This is a genomic window from Mesorhizobium sp. P2_D1, from assembly GCF_056404455.1.
Genome location: NZ_JBFUDZ010000028.1, coordinates 26,161 through 46,293, shown reverse-complemented (window position 1 = coordinate 46,293; position 20,133 = coordinate 26,161). Strand labels below are relative to the sequence as shown.

The following is a 20,133-nucleotide window of genomic DNA, read 5'->3' as shown; positions in this document are numbered from 1 at the left end:
CGCAAAGGGATCCCACGGTTTTGCGGCAAGAACCTGCGGCAAAACAAAAGTCTGGGCCCAACCATGGTTGAAACCGGACATTTCGCGCTGGTCCTGGCGTTTGCGCTTTCGCTGGTGCAGACCATCGTGCCGTTGTTTGGCGCACGCCTGAACAACCAGCGCCTGATGGCTGTCGGCGGTCCGGTCGCGGTGACCGGCTTTGCCTTGACGGCGCTGTCCTTCGTGGCGCTCGCGAGCGCCTATGCGAGTTCCGATTTCTCGGTGGCGAGCGTGTGGGAAAACWCGCATTCGCTGCAGCCGCTGATCTACAAGATCACCGGAACCTGGGGCAATCACGAAGGCTCGATGCTGCTCTGGGTGCTGATCCTGACCTTCTTCGGCGCGCTTGTCGCCGCCTTCGGATCAAACCTGCCGGCGACGCTGCGCGCCAATGTGCTTGCCGTACAAGGCGCCATCGGTGCCGCCTTCTTCCTGTTCATCCTGGCGACGTCCAACCCGTTCATCCGGCTCAATCCGGCGCCGATCGAAGGCCGCGATCTCAACCCGATCCTGCAGGACCTCGGCCTCGCCATTCACCCGCCGTTTCTCTATCTCGGCTATGTCGGCTTCTCGATCTGCTTTTCCTTCTCGGTCGCCGCCCTCATCGAAGGGCGCATCGACGCATCCTGGGCGCGCTGGGTGCGGCCGTGGACGCTGGTCGCCTGGATGTTCCTGACCGGCGGCATCGCCATGGGATCGTACTGGGCCTATTACGAGCTCGGCTGGGGTGGTTTCTGGTTCTGGGACCCGGTCGAGAACGCCTCCTTCATGCCGTGGTTGGCCGGCACCGCGCTGCTGCATTCGGCCATCGTCATGGAAAAGCGCTCGGCGCTGAAGATCTGGACGCTGCTGCTCGCCATCCTGACTTTTTCGCTGTCGCTGCTCGGCACCTTCCTGGTCCGCTCGGGCGTGCTGACCTCCGTCCACGCCTTCGCCACCGATCCGACACGCGGCGTCTTCATCCTGTGCATCCTGACGCTGTTCATCGGCGGTTCGCTGGCGCTGTTCGCGCTGCGTGCCTCCCGGTTGACGGCCGGCGGCCTGTTTCACCCGATTTCGCGCGAAGGTGCGCTCGTCCTCAACAATCTGTTCCTGACCACGGCSACCGCGACCGTGCTCGTCGGCACGCTCTATCCGCTCGCCGTCGAGGCTTTCTCGGCCGACAAGATCTCGGTCGGCGCGCCGTTCTTCAACCTGACCTTCGGCCCGCTGATGGCGCCGCTGCTGGTGATGGTTCCGTTCGGGCCGCTGCTGGCCTGGAAGCGCGGCGATGTCTTCGCCGTAGCCCAACGCCTGATGGTGGCCTTTGCCGCCGCCCTTCTGGCGACGCTGGTCACCGCTCTGTTCATCGACGGCGCCTCGGTGTTCGCCGCACTTGGCGTCGGCCTCGCCGTCTGGCTGATCCTTGGCGCGCTCACTGATCTCGCGGTCAAGTCAGGCTTCGGCAACGTTGCTGCCGGGAACGTGGTCAGGCGCCTGCTCGGCTTGCCACGCTCGGTCTTCGGCACTGCCTTTGCGCATCTCGGCCTTGGCCTTACCACGCTCGGCATCGTCGGCACGCTTTGCTTCGGCACGGAAAAAATCCTGTCGATGCATGCCGGCGAAACCGTCGAACTGTCCGGCCACACGCTGCGTTTCGTCGGGCTTTACCCTGCCCAGGGTCCGAACTACAGCGAGGATCGCGGCCGCTTCGAACTGATCGGCGTCAGCGGCAGCGCGATTGGCGAAATCAGCTCTGCCAAGCGTTTCTATCCGGTGCGGCAGATGACGACGACGGAGTCCGGCATCAGGACGATGGGCCTTTCCCAGCTCTACATCTCGCTCGGCGACGAGGGCAAGGACGGCTCCGTCGTGGTGCGCCTGTGGTGGAAGCCGCTGGTGACGCTGATCTGGGGCGGTGGCCTGGTGATGATGGCAGGCGCGGCCATGTCGCTGATGGACAGGCGCCTGCGTGTCGGCGCGCCGTCGCGCCGGCGCAAGCAGGCCAGTGCCGTGCCGTCCGCGGGCCTGCCATGAGCGCACGGCTTTCGCTGACCTCGATCGTGCTGCTGCTGGCGCTGCTTTTCGCCGGCGCGGCACAGGCGGTGAAGCCAGACGAGATGCTGGCCGATCCGGCGCTCGAGGCGAGGGCGCGGGCGCTGTCCGAAGGCCTGCGCTGCATGGTCTGCCAGAACCAGTCGATCGACGAATCCGACGCCGATCTGGCCCGCGACCTGCGCATCCTTGTGCGCCAGCGCCTCGTTGCCGGCGATACCGATCAGCAAGTGATGGACTATGTCGTGTCGCGCTACGGCGAGTTCGTCCTGCTGAAGCCGCGCTTCGAACTGCGCAATGCCTTGCTGTGGGGTACGCCGGTCATCCTGCTGCTCGTTGGCGGCATTTTCATTGCAATGACCGCGCGGTCGCGTCGCACGCTGGCAACAAAATCCCTGTCCGCCGAAGAGCAGGCATCGTTGGACGCCATTTTGCGCCGCGACTGACGGTCGCGAACGTCCCCAAACATTACCAAAATTTCATGCGTCGGAAATAGCGCTGTAATGTGCGCCTCTCTAATTCTGTTTTCCGAGGATGCCGATCAAGGGCGTCCATTTGAAAGAGGATACGAGACCCCATGAGTATTGCCCCCAATTCATATTCCGTCACCCGCAAGCGTCTGATGGCCGCCGTCGCATCCATCGCCGTTGCCGGCGCGATCGGCATCGGTGCGCTGACGACTGGAACAGGGCCCGTTCTGGCCGATGCCGTGCGTGTCGAGGCGCCGCAGGTGCCGGGCTTCGCCGACGTCGTCGAGCGCGTTTCTCCGGCTGTGGTCAGCGTCAAGGTCAAGGCCAAGATCAGCCCGGTGGCCGATGACGGCTCCGATCAGTCCGACGATCCGGACGGCATGAACAACCTGCCCAACAATCCGCAGTTGCGCCGCTTCTTCAAGGAATTCCGTGGTTTTGGCGATCAGAACGGCGAGGGTGGCGGTAACCGCCGCTTCAGCCACCGCGACCACAACAACGACCAGCCGCGACCGGTTGCACAGGGTTCCGGCTTCTTCATCTCCGATGATGGCTATCTGGTCACCAACAACCACGTCGTCGAGGAAGGCTCGGCCTTCACCGTGGTGATGAATGACGGCAAGGAACTCGACGCCAAACTGATCGGCACCGACCCACGCACCGATCTCGCCGTGCTCAAGGTCGACGGCGTCGGCAAGTTCACCTATGTCGACTTCGCGGACGACTCCAAGGTTCGCGTCGGTGACTGGGTGGTGGCCGTCGGCAATCCGTTCGGCCTCGGCGGCACGGTTACCGCCGGCATCGTCTCGGCCCGTGGCCGCGACATCGGCGCTGGCCCCTATGACGACTTCATCCAGATCGATGCTTCGGTCAATCGCGGCAATTCGGGCGGCCCGACCTTCAACCTCAACGGTCAGGTCGTCGGCATCAACACCGCGATCTTCTCGCCGTCAGGTGGCAGCGTCGGCATCGCCTTCGACATTCCGGCTTCGACCGCCAAGCAGGTCGTTCAGGACCTGATGAAGAGCGGTTCCGTGCAGCGTGGCTGGCTCGGTGTCGAAATTCAGCCGGTCACCTCCGACATCGCCGAATCGCTGGGCCTGAAGTCGCAGAATGGGGCCCTGGTTTCCAGCGCCCAGGATGAGGGTCCCGGCAAGAAGGCCGGCATCATTGCTGGTGACGTGATCACCCAGGTCGACGGCAAGGACGTTGCATCGCCGAAGGAACTGGCCCGGCTGATCGGCGCCTACTCGCCTGGCAAGTCGGTCGACGTCACCGTATGGCGTGATGGCAAGAGCCAGACGGTCAAGGTCGACCTCGGCAAACTGCCTTCGAGCGACAAGCAGGCATCGGCCGACCAGCAGCAGCCCGCCGCTCCGGCCAAGCCCGACTCGCTGGCCGATCTCGGCCTGACCGTCACCAAGTCCGAAAACGGCAAGGGACTGGTGGTGACCGATGTCGATCCCGACAGCGATGCCGCCGACCGCGGCATCCAGCCGGGCGACATCATCACGTCGGTCAATTCGACCGAAGTGAATGCCACCGACGACGTCACCAAGGCGATGACCGAGGCGGTCAAGTCCGGCCGCAAGGCCGTGCTGATGCAGATCACCCGCGACGACAACAATCGTTTCGTCGCGCTGCCCGTCGCCAAGGGCTGAGACACGTCTCCGGAGCGTTCTTGCCCTTCTCCATGCGGATGAGGGCGCTCCGGCGGCAGGTTCGACTTTTCCAGTGCGGCGATTTCAACACCCCCGAGCCGCCGTACGGGAAAGCATGGAGGAGTGCGCGTTAGTCAGTCATCGCGCTCTCCCCGGCGGCAGCGGGCTTCCTACCGCCCGCTGCCGCACCTCAAGGCATGTCGTCAAAAAGCGTTTCAGCGGTCTTGGCGCAACGAGGTCTGGACAGGATTTTTATCGCGCGCGGCTTCGGATGATCTTGATCGCGATGCGCTTTGGCAAAGGCCACAATGCAGATGTCTGCCACTCAACCTTCCAGCGAAATCGCGTATAACGGTCCTATGAAGATTCTCGTCATAGAAGACGATCGCGAGGCTGCGGATTACTTGCAGAAAGCCTTCGCCGAGGCCGGTCACACTGCCCATGTTGCCGGAGACGGCGAGACCGGCTTTGCGCTCGCCGACGCTGGCGACTACGACGTGATGGTCATCGACCGGATGATGCCGCGCCGCGACGGCCTGTCGGTCATTGCCGGCCTGAGGTCCAGGGGCAACACGACGCCGGTGCTGATCCTGTCGGCGCTCGGCGAGGTCGACGACCGGGTCACCGGCCTGCGCGCCGGCGGCGACGATTATCTGACCAAGCCCTATGCCTTCTCGGAGCTTCTGGCCCGCGTCGAGGTGCTGAACCGCCGCGCCAGCGCCAAGGAAGCCGAAACCGTCTACCGCGTCGGCGATCTGGAACTCGACAGGCTGTCGCACTCAGTCCGCCGCGCGGCGCGCGAGATCACGCTGCAGCCGCGCGAATTCCGCCTGCTGGAATATCTGATGCGCCATGCCGGCCAGGTGGTGACGCGCACCATGCTGCTCGAAAATGTCTGGGACTATCATTTCGATCCGCAGACCAATGTCATCGACGTCCATGTTTCGCGGCTGCGCGGCAAGATCGAGAAGGGCTTCGACAAGTCCATACTGCATACCGTTCGCGGCGCCGGCTACATGCTGAAGAGCGGCTAGCAGCAGCATGGCCCTTTCCGTGCCAGCCATCATGAAGACGACGGCAGCGCGGCTTTCGGCGCTCTATCTCCTGCTCTTCGCGCTCTGCGCCGTGCTGCTCGTCTTCTACATGACCTCGCTGTCGGCGCGCATGCTGACCGCGCAGACGCAGGAGACCATCAACGACGAGGTGCTCGGCCTCGCTCGCGCCTATCAGCGTGGCGGCCTGCCGATCCTGGTGCGCGTCGTCGAGCAGCGCTCGCGCCAGCCCGGCGCCAACCTCTATCTGATCGCCGACGCCAACGGCCAGATCCTGACCGGCAACGTGCAGAGCCTGGAGCCGGGCGTGCTCGAAACCGAAGGCTGGACCAACAGCCCGTTCTCCTATCAGCGCTTTGGTGAGGGAGAGCTCGAGCGGCAGCGCAATCTGCCGGCGGACCAGAGCACCACTCAATCCGACCCGAACGAAGCGCAGGCGCAGGGCGAAAAGGGCCACAACGCCATTGCGCTGGTGCTTCGGCTGCCCAACCAGATGATCATGCTGGTCGGCCGCGACCTCGGCGAGCCGGAGCGGTTCCGCGCCGTCATCCGCCGCGCCCTGATGCTGGCGCTTGGCATGATGGGGCTGGGCGGACTGCTGATCTGGTTCTTTGTCGGTCGCGCCGCGCTGAAGCGCATCGACAGCGTGTCGGAAGCCAGCCGCCGCATCATGGGCGGCGATCTTTCCGGCCGGTTACCGGTGACAGGCGCCGRTGACGAGTTCGACCGGCTCTCCGAAAACCTCAATTCCATGCTGGCCAGGATCGCCACGCTCAACGAAGGCCTGAAACAGGTTTCCGACAACATCGCRCATGATTTGAAGACGCCGCTGACCAGGCTGCGCAACCGGGCCGAGGCGACGCTTGCGGGCAAGCACAAGACCACCGATTACCGTCAGGCGCTGGAAGGCACGATTGCCGAATCCGACCAGCTGATAAAAACCTTCAACGCCATCCTGATGATCTCCCGGCTGGAGGCTGGGTACTCCTCAGAGAACACCAACCGCGTCGATCTTGCGGAAGCCGTGCGCGATGTCGTCGAGCTCTACGAACCGGTGGCGGAGGAGGCAGGCGTCTCGCTGGAGACAGACGTGCGGGAAACGGTCTTCGTCAACGGCAACCGCGAATTGATCGGCCAGGCACTGTCGAACATCGTCGACAACGCCATCAAATATTCGACCGACTCCAACGCCCAACCGGCCGTGCGCGTGGCTGTTGAGCGGATCGGTACCGAAGTTCGACTGTCGGTTGCCGACAATGGTCAGGGCATTCCGGACGATGGCGACCGTGCCCGCGCGACCGAGCGTTTCGTGCGGCTGGAGAAAAGCCGTTCGCAGCCGGGTTCCGGTCTTGGCCTGAGCCTCGCCAAGGCGGTCATGACCTTCCACAATGGCCGGCTTGATCTCTTGCCTGGCAATCCCGGATTATCCGTGGTCATGAGTTTCCCCTCGCGGGAGGATCACTGATGAGTGCGGCTGCGAAGCAGGTAGAGACGGATTGGCTGCTGAAGCCGCTCGCCAGCCTTGCTCTGCTCGACGAAAATCGGGCGCGGCAAGAGCTGGCCGAGATCACTTCCGCGGCGCGGGAAGAAGGGCTGGCGAGGTTGGCCAATTTCCTGGCCGGCCAGGGGGCAGGCCAGGATTTCCTGGCAGCCGTCTTCGATCTGTCGCCGTTCCTGCGCGATACGGCGCGTCGTCGGCCGCAGATTTTGGACGGCCTGTTCGAACAGACGGTCGAGGCGCGGCTGAAAGCGATCGGCACCGCCATCGGCCAGGCGCATTTGGTCGAGGCGGTCTCGGAATCCGGCCTGATGATGGAACTTCGCCAGTGGAAGGCCGAGGCGCATTTCCTGATCGCGTTGGCCGATCTTGCCGGCGAAGCCGAAACGGCGCTGACGGTGCGGCGGTTGAGCGACCTTGCCGACGCCTGCACCCGCGCTGCCGTCGACTTCCTGCTGCGCGACGCGCATGGCCAGGGCAAGCTCAAGCTGCCGGATCTCGACGATCCGCCGAGGCAATCGGGCTGGATCCTGCTCGGCATGGGCAAGCTTGGCGCGCACGAGCTGAATTTTTCCTCCGACATCGATCTCGTCGTCTTCTTCGATCCGGAAGCGCCCGCCGTCGTCGATCCGCTTGATGCCACCGAGCTGTTTTCGCGCCTGACGCGTCGCCTGGTGCGCATCCTGCAGGACCGCACCGAGCACGGTTATGTCTTCCGCACCGATCTGAGGTTGCGCCCTGATCCAGGTTCGACACCGCTGGCGATCCCGGTCGAGGCAGCGCTGCGCTATTATGAGGCGCGCGGCCAGAACTGGGAGCGCGCCGCGATGATCAAGGCGCGTCCAGTCGCCGGCGACCTCGCCGCGGGCGCTGCCTTCCTCAAGGAGTTGCAGCCCTATATCTGGCGCAAATACATGGACTATGCGGCGATTGCCGATGTCCATTCGATCAAGCGCCAGATCCACGCCCACAAGGGCCATGGCGAGATCGCCGTGAAGGGCCACAACGTCAAGCTCGGGCGCGGCGGCATCCGAGAGATCGAGTTCTTCGTCCAGACCCAGCAGCTCATCGCCGGCGGACGTTTCCCGGAACTGCGCGGGCGAGAGACCGTGCCGATGCTCGGCCAGCTTGCGGCGCGCAGCTGGATTACATCAGACGCCCGCGATGCGCTGGCTCGTCAGTACTGGTTCCTGCGGCGTGTCGAACATGCCGTGCAGATGGTTGCCGACGAGCAGACGCACACGCTGCCGGAAGACGATGAAGGGCTGGAGCGCATCGCCCACATGCTCGGCTTTGCCGACGCCGCCGCCTTTTCCCAGGCCTTCCGCGCCTCGCTGCAACAGGTCGAGCGCCATTACGCCGCCCTGTTTGAAACCGCGCCGGAGCTTTCGACGGGCATCGGCAATCTGGTCTTCACCGGCGATGTCGATGATCCCGACACGCTGCGGACCTTGCACGGTCTCGGCTTTCAGCGGCCGAGTGACATCTGCCGCGTCATCCGCGGCTGGCATTTCGGCCGCTATCGCGTCACCCGGTCGGCGGAAGCGCGCGAACGGCTGACGGAACTGACGCCGGCGCTGCTGCGATCCTTCGGCCAGACCCGCCGGGCCGACGAAGCCTTGATACGCTTCGACGAGTTTCTCGCCGGCCTGCCTGCCGGTATCCAGCTGTTCTCCTTGCTGCAATCCAATTCGGCGCTGTTGAAGCTCATGGCGACGATCATGGGTGCCGCACCCCGGCTGGCGGCGATCATCACGCGCCGGCCGCATGTCTTCGATGGCTTGCTCGACCCGGCCTTGCTGACCGAATTGCCGGACCGTGCCTATCTGTCGGCTCGGCTTTCCGCCTTTGTCGAGGGCGACCGGCCCTATGAGGACGTGCTCGACCGGCTGCGCATTTTTGCCTCCGAACAGAAGTTCCTGATCGGTGTCCGGCTGCTGGCCGGCTCGATCGATCCGGCTCGGGCCGGCCGCGCCTTTTCCGATCTTGCGGATCTCACGATCGAGGCGGCATTGCAGGCGGTGACCGCCGAATTCGCGACACGCCACGGCACGATTGCCGGCGGCGTGGTTTCGCTGCTCGGCATGGGTAAGCTCGGCAGCCGCGAGCTGACCGCCGGATCGGACGTCGACCTCATCCTGCTCTACGACCACGCGCCAAATGCCGAGGAATCCGATGGCGACAAGCCGCTGGCGCCTTCGCATTACTACACCCGCATGACGCAGCGGCTGATCGCGGCCGTGTCCGCGCCAACCGCGGAAGGCGTGCTCTACGAACTCGACCTGCGCCTGCGGCCATCCGGCAACAAGGGGCCCGTGGCCACCCATGTCGATGCCTTCAAGAAGTACCAGCGCCAGGAGGCCTGGACGTGGGAGCACATGGCGCTGTCGCGGGCGCGTGCCATTGCCGGCGATTCCGGCCTGTGCAGCGAGGTCGAGGCGGAAGTGGCGGCAGTGCTTGGCCAGCCGCGCGACGCGGCAAAGGTGATGGCCGGGGCCACGGATATGCGCGCCATGATCGAAAAGGAAAAGCCGCCGCGCGACCTATGGGACATCAAGCTGATCCCCGGCGGCCTGATCGATCTCGAATTCATCGCCCAGGTGGCCGTGCTCACCGGGCAGGTCGAAGCCCGGCCGCGTGCTCCGGCCGTGCCAATTGTACGTGCCCCGGCCGTGCCGCTCGCACGTGCCACCGGCACGGCCGAAATCCTGTCGCGCCTGGCGCCGGGCTTTGCCGATGCTGAGGTCAGGCAGGAACTTGGCGAAGCCTACGCGCTCTATCTGGCGCTGACCCAGATGACGCGGCTGTGCCTCACTGGAGCCTTCGAGCGCGACGATGTTCCGCCGGGGCTTTCGGATCTGCTTCTGGCGGTGACCGATCTGCCGGATTTCGGTGTGCTGGAAGCGCACCTCAAGGAGACGTCGCAAAAGGTCAGGAAGGACTTTGACCTTTTGCTTCGTACGGGATGATCGCGACGAGCGGTTATCTCTGACCGCATCGGGGGTGACGATGCAACAGGAGAAGACCATGAGAACGTCGACCAAACTTGCCCTTGCCTTCGTCGCCCTAGCCGGCGCCGTCGGCACCACGGCCTATGCCGAAAACAATGCCAGTGAAAAGCTGCGCGAGGGCACGATGATGCGCCTCAGCAAGGCGATGAGCGATACCAACGGCACCATCACCTTCGACCAGTTTTCCGACGCCATGAACACGCGGCTGAAGAAACTCGTCGCCGACAATGGCGGCAAACTGACCGTCGCCCAACTCGCCGATGCGCTGGAGAAGGCGCGTTTTGAGCACATGGCCAAACGCATCATCGCCCGCTACGACACCAGGGGCGATGGCACGCTGACATCAGACGACATCACCAGTCGCCAGAAGAAGGTCTTTGCCATGCTCGACAGGAACAATGACGGCAAGATCGAGAAGAGCGAACTGCCGAAAGGCGACCGCTTTGGCCGTCATCGTGAACGGGAAGGCGACGACAACGAAGGCGGCATGCAGTGAGGCTGTCCGATCCAGGCTCCGGCGCGTCAGTCGGAGCCTGTGGTTGCTCAGGCCGCGGCCTTGATCGCCGGCGCGGCCTTCTTGACCGGAATGCGCACCGACACGATCGTGCCGACGCCTTCGGTCGAACGGATTTTCAGCGCGCCACCTTGGAGCTCGGCCAGCGAGCGTGAGATGGCGAGGCCGAGGCCGGACCCGGCATGGCTCTTGGAGAACTGGTTCTGCACCTGTTCGAAGGGACGGCCGAGCTTGCCGAGCGCGTCTTTCGGGATGCCGCAGCCATTGTCCTCGATTGTCAGCACCAGTGCGCCGGAGGTGTTGCGGGCCCTGACCGATATGTGGCCGCCCTGACCGGTGAATTTCACCGCGTTGGACAAGAGGTTGATGACAATCTGCTTGATCGCACGGCGATCTGCGAACAGCGTCAGCGCGTCGGCGATGCGTGTTTCCACGGTGATCGCCTTTTGCGCCGCCTGCAGCGAGACGACGCGAACCGTCTCGCTGATCAGCGGACCGAGGTCGATCTGTTCCTGGTCCAGCGAGAATTGGCCAGCCTCGATCTTGGACATGTCGAGAATGTCGTTGATGACGCCCAGCAGATATTTGCCACTGCTGTTGATGTCGGTGGCATATTCCTCGTAGCGCTCCGACCCCAGCGGACCGAACAGGCCCTGTTCCATCAGTTCGGAGAAGCCGATGATGGCGTTCAGCGGCGTGCGCAGTTCGTGTGACATATTGGCGAGGAATTCGGACTTCGCCCGGTTCGCCGCCTCGGCGCGTTCGGTTTCCTTCATGTATTTGCGGTTGAGGTCGACCAGTTCGCGCGATCGCTCCTCTTCGGCCCGGCGGGCGAGGCTCAGATCATGGATCGTCGCCATCAGCCGGCGCTCGCTGTCGACCAGTTTCTCCTGGTGCAGCTTGATCTGGGTGATGTCGGAGCCGACTGAGACGATGCCGCCGTCCCGGGTCTTCAGTTCGTTGACCTGCAGCCAGCGGCCGTCGGCCAGCTGCCGCTCGAAGGTGGCGCCGCCCTGCAGCCCGCTGGTGTTGGCAAGCCGCCGTTCGGAAGCAAAGGCCAGCATCCGGTCTTCCAGCACCGCGCGCGCGGTGCCCGGCATGACGTCGCGGTCCGAAAGCCCGTTGTCCTGCTGGTATTTGGAATTGCACATGATCAGGCGCTGGGCCGAATCCCACAACACGAAGGATTCGTTGATGTTTTCGATCGCCGTTCTGAGGCGAAGGTCGGCCGCCTCGGACCGCAGTGCCAGATGGCGCTGTTCGGTGACGTCGACGGCGATGCCGATCAACTGAATCTCGGGCGCTTCGGGATCGATGACCTGTGCCCGGGCGCGCATCCACACCCATTGGCCGTCGGCGTGGCGCATGCGGAACACCTGGTCGATATGGTCGATTTCGCGGGCGACGATTCTGTTGGCGAGCTCGAACAGGTCGCCGTCCTCGGGATGGATGATCTCGTCGACCTCGCCGAAGGACAGCATCGTGTCGCACGGCTTGTAGCCGAGCATGTCGTACATCGAGCGCGACCAGTACATCTTGCCACGCACCATGTCCCAGTCCCACAGACCGCAGCGGCCGCGAACCAGCGCCATGTCGATGCGCTGATGCGCTTCGAGATAGATGCGATCGGCCGCCTGCGCGCGTGCCGCCTGACCGAAATAGGCGTAGAGGATGATGATCAGCACGCCGGCCGTCAGCACGAACAGGGTGACGTTCAGCGAGACAGTCTTGCGCCAGGCGTCGAAAACCGCGTCCTGCGGTACCAGTGCCGCCGCGGCACCCTTTCGCCCATTCGCCAGGCTGACCGCCGCATACCAGTCCCGTCCGCCGATGTTGACCTCCATGACGCCTGCGCGGTCGCCGAACATGAACAATGGCTGGCCGCCCTCGACGAGGCCGTCGAGCGAATGGCTCTGCCATGGCACCGAGCGCGGTGTCACCGCGATGATCTTGAAAGCGCTGTCTGTGATGACGAGCACATGGCTGCGGCCCATCGCGCCCTGGCGGCTGGTGGTTTCCAACAGGTCCTGGATGGCGCCCGGCACCGTGTCCGAAGTGATGGCGAGCGAACTCGCCAGTTGACCCGCCGCCAGCGTGAGGATCGCCTTGGCGCTGCGTTCGATATCGTCGCGCTCGTTCATCAGCGACAGGACCCGCAGCGCCGCGATGACGATCAGGAAGGTGATGATGAGGGCAGGTATCGATCGGCGCAGCAGCGGCTCGGCGGCCAGAAGCCGCCGGTAGGCCGGTTCGGCGATGAGCCGCGTGTTCCCGGCAAGGCCGTCGCTTCGCGTCTCGCGATGCGCAAAAACCTTCCCCCCGGGCGCGCCCCACGCGTCCGCCTTCGCCATAAATGGCACTCCCCGAAGTTGCCTATGCTGCTTTGATCCGGCAAACGCCGCACATCCGAATCGTCAGTAAAGAATCAAAGGTGATTCGCCTTGTCCAGTGGTCCGGCGAAAAAAGATTAAAAATTGCCTAAAATAGTGCCGAAACGGCCCTTTCCGGACGAGAGCGCACGCCTACGCCAGCGTGCGATCGACAATATCGCTCAGATCAGCTGACAGGTCTCCGGCTTTCGCGATCGAAAGCAGCGCTTCCCTGGCCTTGGCCTGTCGGCCAGGTTCGAGTGAACGCCACGAGCGGAGTGCCGTCGCCAGCCTCGCGGCCAATTGCGGATTGCGCTTTTCGACCTCGAGCACGGTCTGCGAGAAGAACCGGTAGCCCTCGCCGTCCGCACGGTGGAAGCCGGTCTGGTTGGCGCTGGAAAAGGTGCCGATCAACGAGCGCACCCGGTTCGGATTGTGCATCGAGAAAGCGGGATGAGCGGTCAGCGCGCGCACCGTGTCGACGGCCTGCGGACCGGGCACGCTGGCCTGGATCTGGAACCATTTGTCCATGATCAGCGGGTCGGAGCCATAAGTCGTCTCGAATGCAACCAGCGCCTGGATCGCCTGGGGCGAACCGTGGTGGCGATGCGCAAGCACGGCAAGGGCCGCCGCGCGGTCGGTCATGTTGGTCGCCGATTGGAAATGTCCGGCGGCAAGTGCTGCTCCCCCCGGCTGCATCGAGAGATAGTCCAGCAGGGTGTTGCGCAAGGCCCGTCGTCCGGCGCTCGCCGCATCCGGGCTGAACGCCGCTTTGTCGGCAAGCCTGTCGTAGAGGCCGGCAAAATTGTCAGAGTTGGCCGTGCCTATTGCCAGTGCAAGCGCCTCGCGGGCAGCGTAGATGGCGTCGGGGTCAATGTTGCTGCCGATATCGCGGGCAATGTCGGCTTCGCCAGGCAACGCCAGCGCCAGCGCCCGGTAGGCCGGCTCCAGCGTCTCGTCGGCGGCGATGCCGCCGGCGAGTTCAGTCAGCCGCGACGCGAAAACAGGCTGCCTGCCGCCGAGGATCTCGCGGAAGGCGGCAATCAGCGCGTCGGTCAGCAGCGTGTTGAAGGCCTGCCACCGCGAGAAGGCGTCGCTGTCATGGCGGGCGAGGAAGAACTGGTCGTCGGCCTTCTGCTCGACGGACAGCGTCACCGGTGCCGAAAAACCGCGGTTGAGCGACACCGCCGGGCGTTCGGCAACACCTGAGAACCGCACCATGTGGCGGCGCTTGCGGACATGGATGACGCCGTCCTCGACGCTGGCGCCCTCGACGCCGCTGTAGTCGACCGGCTGGCCACCGGCGCCGATCAGGCCGAAGGCGAGCGGGATGTGCATCAGCCGCTTGCGGCTCTCGGAAGGTGTCGGCGGCACCGACTGCTCGATTTCGAGCATGAACTCCTGCGACGCCGGATTGTGCGTCGAACTTATGGTCAAATTGGGCGTTCCCGCCTGGTGATACCAGAGCGCGAACTGCGACAGGTCGCGGCCGGACGCGTCCTCGAACACCTTGATGAAATCCTCGATCGTCGCCGCGTCGCCGTCGTGCCGCTCGAAATAGAGGTCCATGCCGGCACGAAAGGCATCAGGCCCGAGAATGGTGCGGATCATGCGCACCACTTCGGAGCCTTTCTCATAGACAGTGGCCGTGTAGAAATTGTTGATCTCGCGGTAGCGGCGTGGCCGCACCGGATGCGCCAGCGGGCCCTGGTCCTCGGGAAACTGGTGGGAGCGCAGCGTGCGCACTTCGGCGATCCGCTTGACCGCGCGCGAGCGCTGATCAGCGGAGAATTCGTGGTCGCGGAAAACCGTCAGCCCTTCCTTCAGGCAGAGCTGGAACCAGTCGCGGCAAGTGATTCTGTTGCCTGTCCAATTGTGAAAATACTCATGCGCGATGATCGCCTCGATATTGGCGAAATCGGCGTCGGCCGCTGTCTCCTGATCGGCCAGCACATATTTGTCGTTGAAGATGTTGAGGCCCTTGTTCTCCATCGCGCCCATGTTGAAGTCGGACACGGCGACGATGTTGAAGACGTCGAGGTCGTATTCGCGGCCGAACGCATCTTCGTCCCATTTCATCGACCGCTTCAGGGCGTCCATCGCGTAGCCGGCCAGCTTTTCCTTGCCGGGCTCGACATAGATGCCGAGCTCGACCATGCGGCCGGAAAGGGTGACGAAACTGTCGGCGACTTTGCCGAGATTGCCCGCCACCAGCGCGAACAGATAGGACGGCTTGGGGAAGGGGTCGTGCCATCTAGCAAAGTGCCAGCCATCGCYGATGTCACCCTTGTCGACCAGGTTGCCGTTGGACAAAAGCAGCGGCGCCTCGTCGCGCAGGGCTTCGATGCGCACCGTGTAGACAGACAGGATGTCGGGGCGATCGAGGAAATAGGTGATGCGGCGAAAGCCCTCGGCCTCGCATTGCGTACAGTAGACATTGCTCGAGCGGTAAAGGCCCATGAGCGCTTCGTTGCCCACCGGCGCCAATTCGGTCTCGATGAGCAGCTGGAAGCGCCGCGCGGCCGGCGGCTCGAGGATGGTCAGCTGGTCTGGCGTCACCAGAATATCGGCCGGTTTCGCTTTCTTGCCGCCGATTTCGATGCGCTTGAGCGTCAGCCCGTCGCCGTCGAGCACCAGTGGAGCCGACGCGGATACGCCGTCACGGCGCTCGACCGTGAGCACGGCGGTGACGCGCGTTGCGTCTGGCGAAAGGCGGAAGGTGAGGCTGGTTTGCGGAATGAGGTAATCATTGGGGCGGTAGTCTTCGAGCTTGAAGACCTGGCCGGTGTCCGTGCGCATTCCGTGGGTTTTCCTGTCGATTGCCTTGGCGGCGGATTGTTTCCGCTGGTCCAAGAAATTTGAAGTCCGCGCTCTTTACACGAAACAGCCCCTCGACAAAACTGAGACGGCGCCTATTTCAGGCGTTCCTCCTCCCATTCATCATCACGAGGCCTCCATGACCGTCGTCACGCCGAAATTCGGGATGGGCGCATCCGTGCTGCGGCGCGAGGATGCTGCCTTCATCCAGGGCCAGGGCCGCTACACCGACGACATCCAGCCGGCTGGCGTCCTGCATGGCTATGTCTTGCGCTCGCCGGTCGCCAAGGCCAGCTTCACCATCGGTTCGACCGAGGCGGCGAAGGCAGCACCAGGCGTGCATCTGGTCCTGACCGGCAAGGACCTTGCCCATCTCGGCGATCTCAAGTCCGGCGTCATGCAGCAACAGCCGGACGGCACCAAGGCGCCGACCCGCGACATTCCGGTCCTGTGCCGTGATCGCGTCAACTATGTCGGCGACGCCGTTGCCTTCGTCGTCGCCGACAGCCGCGCCTTGGCGCAGGATGCCGCCGAACTGATCGACGTCGACTATGACAGCGAAGATGCGGCGTCCGGAACGGCGACGGCGCTCGCCGAAGGCACGCCGCTGGTCTGGCCGGAACTCGGCTCGAATCGGGCCTTCTCCTACCATACGGGCGACAGGAAAAAGACGGACGCGGCTTTCGCCAGGGCCGCCCATGTCACCCGCATCGAATTCGTCAACAACCGGCTGGTCTGCAACTACATGGAGCCGCGCTCGGCGATCGGCGAGTGGAACGTTGAGGAGAACCGCTTCGTGCTGACCACGGGGTCGCAGGGCGTGCATTCCATGCAGTACATCCTGGCCAGCCTGTTCAAGATCAAGAAGGACCAGCTGCGTGTCATCACGCCGGATGTCGGCGGCGGTTTCGGGCCGAAGAGCTTCGTCTACCGCGAATATCCGCTGGTGCTCGAGGCGGCGAAGCGGCTTGGCCGTCCGGTGAAATGGGCGGGCGACCGCACCGAACACTTCCTGACCGACGCGCAAGGCCGCGACAATGTCGTGAAGGCCGAGATGGCTCTGGACAAGGATGGCCGCTTCCTTGGCATGAAGGTGGACCTGCTCGCCAATATGGGCGCCTATGTCTCGCAATACGGTCCCTACATTCCCTATATCGGCGTCACCATGTCGACCGGCGTCTACGACATCCAGGCGCTCGACGTGTCGGTCACCGGCCTCTACACCAACACCTGCCCGGTCGATGCCTATCGCGGCGCCGGTCGCCCGGAAGCGGCGTTCCTGCTGGAAAAGCTCGTCGACGCCTGCGCCCACGATCTGGGTCTGCCCGTCGAAGAAATCCGGCGCCGCAATTTCATCCGGCCCGAGCAATTTCCCTACCGCACGCAGACCGGCCGCCTCTACGACACTGGCGAGTTTGAAGGCCATATGACCCGCGCCATCGAACAGGCGGAATGGAAGGCCTTTCCGCAGCGGCTCGAACAGTCGAAAGCAGGTGGAAAGATCCGCGGCCTCGGCATGGCGACCTATATCGAGGCCTGCGCCTTTCCGGGGTCGGAACCGGCGTTTGTCGAACTCAACGGCGACGGCACGGTGACGTTGAAGATCGGCACCCAGACCAACGGGCAGGGGCATGCCACCGCCTACGCGCAGTTCCTGTCGGAAAAGCTCAATCTCGACATCGACAAGATCCATGTCCGCCAGGGTGATACCGATGAGCTGAAGGCTGGCGGCGGCACTGGCGGCTCGCGCTCCATTCCGCTCGGCGGCGTTTCGGCGTCGCGCGCCGGGGAGGATCTGGCCAACAAGATCAAGCGCATCGCCGCCGATGAGCTGGAGGCCTCGGCCGGCGACATCGAATTGTCGGACGGCGTTGCCCGCATCGTCGGCACCGACCGTACGATCGATTTTTCCGCCATCGCCAAGGCCGCCAGGACGCCGGATGATCTCAAGGGGTTCGGCGAGTTCGTGCAGGACGAGTGCACCTATCCCAACGGTACCCATATCTGCGAGGTCGAGATCGACCCCGAGACCGGCACCACCGACATCGTCCGCTACACCATAGTCGACGATTTCGGCGTCACCGTGAATCCGATCCTGCTCGCCGGTCAGGTGCATGGCGGCGTCGTGCAAGGCATTGGCCAGGCGCTGACCGAGGACACCATCTATGGCGAGGATGGACAGCTCTTGACGGCGAGCTTCATGGACTACGCCATGCCGCGCGCCGACAATTTCCCATTCTTCCATTTCGAGACCCGCAACGTGCCTTCGACGACCAATGCGCTGGGCATCAAGGGGGCAGGCGAAGCCGGCACCATCGGCTCGACGCCGGCAGCACTCAATGCGGTGACGGACGCGCTCTGGCGCGCCTACGGTGTCAAGCACATCGACATGCCGGCGACGCCAGCGCGCATCTGGGCAACGATCCGGGGAGCGGCTAGACCATGATCCCGAAAAGTGGGAACCGGTTTTCGGAAAAGATTATGGTCAGGCAAGAAAACAGAGATCCATTCCGATCATATCGGGGTGGATCAGACTCGTGACAGCAAAACCAGGTCAGGCCGTAGCAGCCAGCGACCATCCCGTCGGGCACAGCACGCTCACCGGCATCACGCTCAAGATCGTTTCGGTGGCGGTCTTCGTCGGCATGTCGACCTGCATCAAGGCGGCGGGCACCGTGCCGGCGGGCCAGATCGTCTTCTTCCGCTCCTTCTTCGCCATCTTTCCGATCATTGCCTTTCTCGCCTTCAAGGGAAAACTCGCCACTGCGTTTTCGACCAAGCGCCCGCTCAATCACATTGCGCGCGGTGTCGTCGGCGTCTGCGCCATGGGACTTGGCTTTTTCGCGCTGACGCGGCTGCCGCTGCCGGAGGCGATCACGCTGAACTATGCGCAGCCGCTTCTGGTGGTGGTGTTCAGCTCGATCTTCCTCGGCGAAGCCATCCGCGTCTATCGCTGGAGCGCGGTCGCCGTCGGCCTGGTCGGCGTGTTGATCATCTCCTGGCCGGAATTGACGCTGCTGAGTTCCGACGAGGCGCTCGACGACCAGGAAGTGCTCGGCGTCATTGCCGCTCTTGTCGCGGCGGCGATCTCGGCCGTCGCCATGCTGCTGGTGCGCAATCTCGTGCAAAGCGAGCGCACCGCGACCATCGTGCTGTGGTTTTCGGTGACGGCGAGCGTCATGGCGCTGCTCTCGCTGCCGTTCGGCTGGCAGGCGCTGACGCCGCTCCAGGCGGCTCTTCTGGTTGCTGCCGGGTTCTGCGGCGGCCTCGGCCAAATCCTGATGACTTCGGCCTATCGCCATGCCGAAGCCTCGGTCGTGGCGCCCTTCGAATACACCTCGATGATCCTTGGCGTCGTCGTCGGTTATCTCGTCTTTGGCGACGTTGCCACGCTCAACATGCTTGTCGGTGGCGTGATCGTCATTGCCGCTGGGATCTTCATCATCTGGCGCGAGCGCCAGCTTGGTCTGCAGCGCACCCGCACGCGAAGGGCGACTCTGCCTCAGGGGTGAGGAGAGGTCCGCATAGCGGACGGAAAGCCAATTGCTTGGCTTTCCGAACGACCAGCGCCCGGAGCGATAGCGAAGGGCCGGGTCAGGCTTCCCTGCTACGATCGTTCGGCCCGCTCCTTCGCCAGTCGCACCAGCACCGTCCTCGTCTGTTCGTCGGCCGGGAAAAACGATTCGATCGCCAGTTCCGACAGCGTCACGTCGAGCGGCGTCCCGAACACTGTGATGGTGCTGATGAACGACAGCACCTGATCGCCATGCGCCAGCCTGAGCGGGTGCACTATGGCATTCGGCTCGACCGGCGCCGGCCGGCTGCCGTTCAAGCCGGACGGATAAGTCCGCAGTTCGCGCTCCAGGTCGATCAGCACCGGGTCGCCGCTGGCGTCGTTCTGGTGTTTGAGGCGCTCGAGCAGGTGCGTGCGCCATTCCTTGAGATTGACGATGCGCGGTGCGATGCCGCCCGGATGCAGGCTGAGCCGAAGCACGTTGACCGGCGGTGTCAGCAGCGAAGCCTCGCTGACATCGGCAAGGAAGGGAGCGATGGCGGCATTCGCCGAAACCAGGTTCCAGTGCCGGTCGACGGCGAGCGCCGGGAAGGGCTCGTGTCCCTTGAGCACGATCTCGACGGCCGCCATTGCCGGCGCCAGCGTCGTGTCGCTGAGCGACCGCTCGCCGAAGCTCGGCGCAAAGCCCGCGGCAAGCAGCAACTGGTTGCGCTGCCGGAGCGGGATCGACAATTGCTCGGCCAGATGCAGCACCATGTCGCGCGAGGGCGCGGCACGCCCGCTCTCGACGAAGCTCAGATGGCGCTGCGAGATTTCGGCTTCCATGGCGAGGTCGAGCTGGCTCATGCGACGGCGGGTGCGCCATTCCCGAATGAGGCTGCCGGCGGAATTTTGAAGTGGTGTCATAGGGGCATGGTTAGTGCGGCGAACGGCGCTTTTCAATTACCTGCGAGGTCATGGTTCTGTCCTTCTCCCCTTGTGGGAGAAGGTGGCCGAGCGGAGCTCGGTCGGATGAGGGTGTTGGCAGGATCGCTACTTTGAAGACCAAACACACAGAATCATTAGATTTTTTTACGCCGCGCTTCGTCCAGCACCCCTCATCCGTCTCGGCGCTGCGCGCCGATCCACCTTCTCCCACAAGGGGAGAAGGGAAG

Annotated in this window: 13 protein-coding genes; 9 read left to right on the top strand and 4 right to left on the bottom strand. The window is 63.9% G+C overall.

Annotation, left to right across the window (positions count from 1 at the left end; translation table 11 throughout):
* Positions 1–63 precede the first annotated feature (63 nt).
* The 3 genes from AC1D0I_RS20170 (at position 64) to AC1D0I_RS20160 (ending at position 4,204) form a co-directional block, all read left to right on the top strand.
* A complete protein-coding gene (locus AC1D0I_RS20170; RefSeq protein ID WP_477397236.1) occupies positions 64–2,055 on the top strand; it encodes a heme lyase CcmF/NrfE family subunit in 1,992 nt (663 codons plus the stop codon).
* Positions 2,052–2,519 carry a cytochrome c-type biogenesis protein gene (locus AC1D0I_RS20165; protein WP_477397234.1) on the top strand — a complete coding sequence of 156 codons (468 nt, stop codon included), beginning with the start codon at positions 2,052–2,054 and terminating at the stop codon, positions 2,517–2,519. The genes AC1D0I_RS20170 and AC1D0I_RS20165 overlap by 4 nt, the downstream gene beginning before the upstream one ends.
* 131 nt (positions 2,520–2,650) lie before the next feature.
* Positions 2,651–4,204: a Do family serine endopeptidase gene (locus tag AC1D0I_RS20160; RefSeq protein ID WP_457150981.1), complete on the top strand. Its 1,554-nt coding sequence runs from the start codon at positions 2,651–2,653 to the stop codon at positions 4,202–4,204.
* A gap of 190 nt (positions 4,205–4,394) precedes the next feature.
* Here AC1D0I_RS20160 and AC1D0I_RS20155 read toward each other — a convergent pair whose 3' ends face one another.
* Positions 4,395–4,529 carry a hypothetical protein gene (locus AC1D0I_RS20155; RefSeq protein ID WP_477397233.1) on the bottom strand — a complete coding sequence of 45 codons (135 nt, stop codon included), beginning with the start codon at positions 4,527–4,529 and terminating at the stop codon, positions 4,395–4,397.
* A gap of 34 nt (positions 4,530–4,563) precedes the next feature.
* Between AC1D0I_RS20155 and AC1D0I_RS20150 the strand changes: the two genes are divergently transcribed.
* From AC1D0I_RS20150 to AC1D0I_RS20135, 4 genes are read left to right on the top strand one after another with little or no spacing between them, the layout of a single operon-like run.
* Positions 4,564–5,238 (top strand): response regulator transcription factor, encoded by a 675-nt coding sequence (locus AC1D0I_RS20150; protein ID WP_167392270.1) that lies wholly within the window; start codon positions 4,564–4,566, stop codon positions 5,236–5,238.
* A gap of 7 nt (positions 5,239–5,245) precedes the next feature.
* On the top strand, positions 5,246–6,721 hold the full coding sequence (locus AC1D0I_RS20145) for a sensor histidine kinase (RefSeq protein ID WP_477397231.1): 1,476 nt from the start codon (positions 5,246–5,248) through the stop codon (positions 6,719–6,721).
* Entirely contained in the window at positions 6,721–9,723 is a 3,003-nt protein-coding gene (locus AC1D0I_RS20140) for a bifunctional [glutamine synthetase] adenylyltransferase/[glutamine synthetase]-adenylyl-L-tyrosine phosphorylase (RefSeq protein WP_477397229.1), read from the top strand. The genes AC1D0I_RS20145 and AC1D0I_RS20140 overlap by 1 nt, the downstream gene beginning before the upstream one ends.
* Before the next feature lie 58 nt (positions 9,724–9,781).
* On the top strand, positions 9,782–10,261 hold the full coding sequence (locus tag AC1D0I_RS20135; RefSeq protein WP_477397227.1) for an EF-hand domain-containing protein: 480 nt from the start codon (positions 9,782–9,784) through the stop codon (positions 10,259–10,261).
* A gap of 47 nt (positions 10,262–10,308) precedes the next feature.
* On the opposite strand, the gene AC1D0I_RS20130 is transcribed toward AC1D0I_RS20135, so the two are convergent.
* The gene (locus AC1D0I_RS20130) at positions 10,309–12,630 is read right to left on the bottom strand and encodes a PAS domain-containing sensor histidine kinase (RefSeq protein WP_477397225.1); all 2,322 of its coding nucleotides are present in this window, start codon (positions 12,628–12,630) and stop codon (positions 10,309–10,311) included.
* 171 nt (positions 12,631–12,801) lie between these two features.
* The gene (gene pepN / locus AC1D0I_RS20125; protein WP_477397223.1) at positions 12,802–15,447 is read right to left on the bottom strand and encodes an aminopeptidase N; all 2,646 of its coding nucleotides are present in this window, start codon (positions 15,445–15,447) and stop codon (positions 12,802–12,804) included.
* Positions 15,448–15,604: 157 nt separating this feature from the next.
* On the opposite strand from pepN, the gene AC1D0I_RS20120 reads away from it, so the two are divergent.
* Positions 15,605–17,911 (top strand): xanthine dehydrogenase family protein molybdopterin-binding subunit, encoded by a 2,307-nt coding sequence (locus AC1D0I_RS20120; RefSeq protein WP_477397221.1) that lies wholly within the window; start codon positions 15,605–15,607, stop codon positions 17,909–17,911.
* A gap of 91 nt (positions 17,912–18,002) precedes the next feature.
* Positions 18,003–18,977, top strand: a complete 975-nt coding sequence (locus AC1D0I_RS20115; protein ID WP_477397219.1) for a DMT family transporter — start codon at positions 18,003–18,005, stop codon at positions 18,975–18,977.
* Between the two features lie 95 nt (positions 18,978–19,072).
* On the opposite strand, the gene AC1D0I_RS20110 is transcribed toward AC1D0I_RS20115, so the two are convergent.
* Positions 19,073–19,885, bottom strand: coding sequence for a helix-turn-helix domain-containing protein (locus AC1D0I_RS20110; RefSeq protein WP_477397217.1), 813 nt, complete (start codon positions 19,883–19,885; stop codon positions 19,073–19,075).
* Positions 19,886–20,133: the final 248 nt, after the last annotated feature.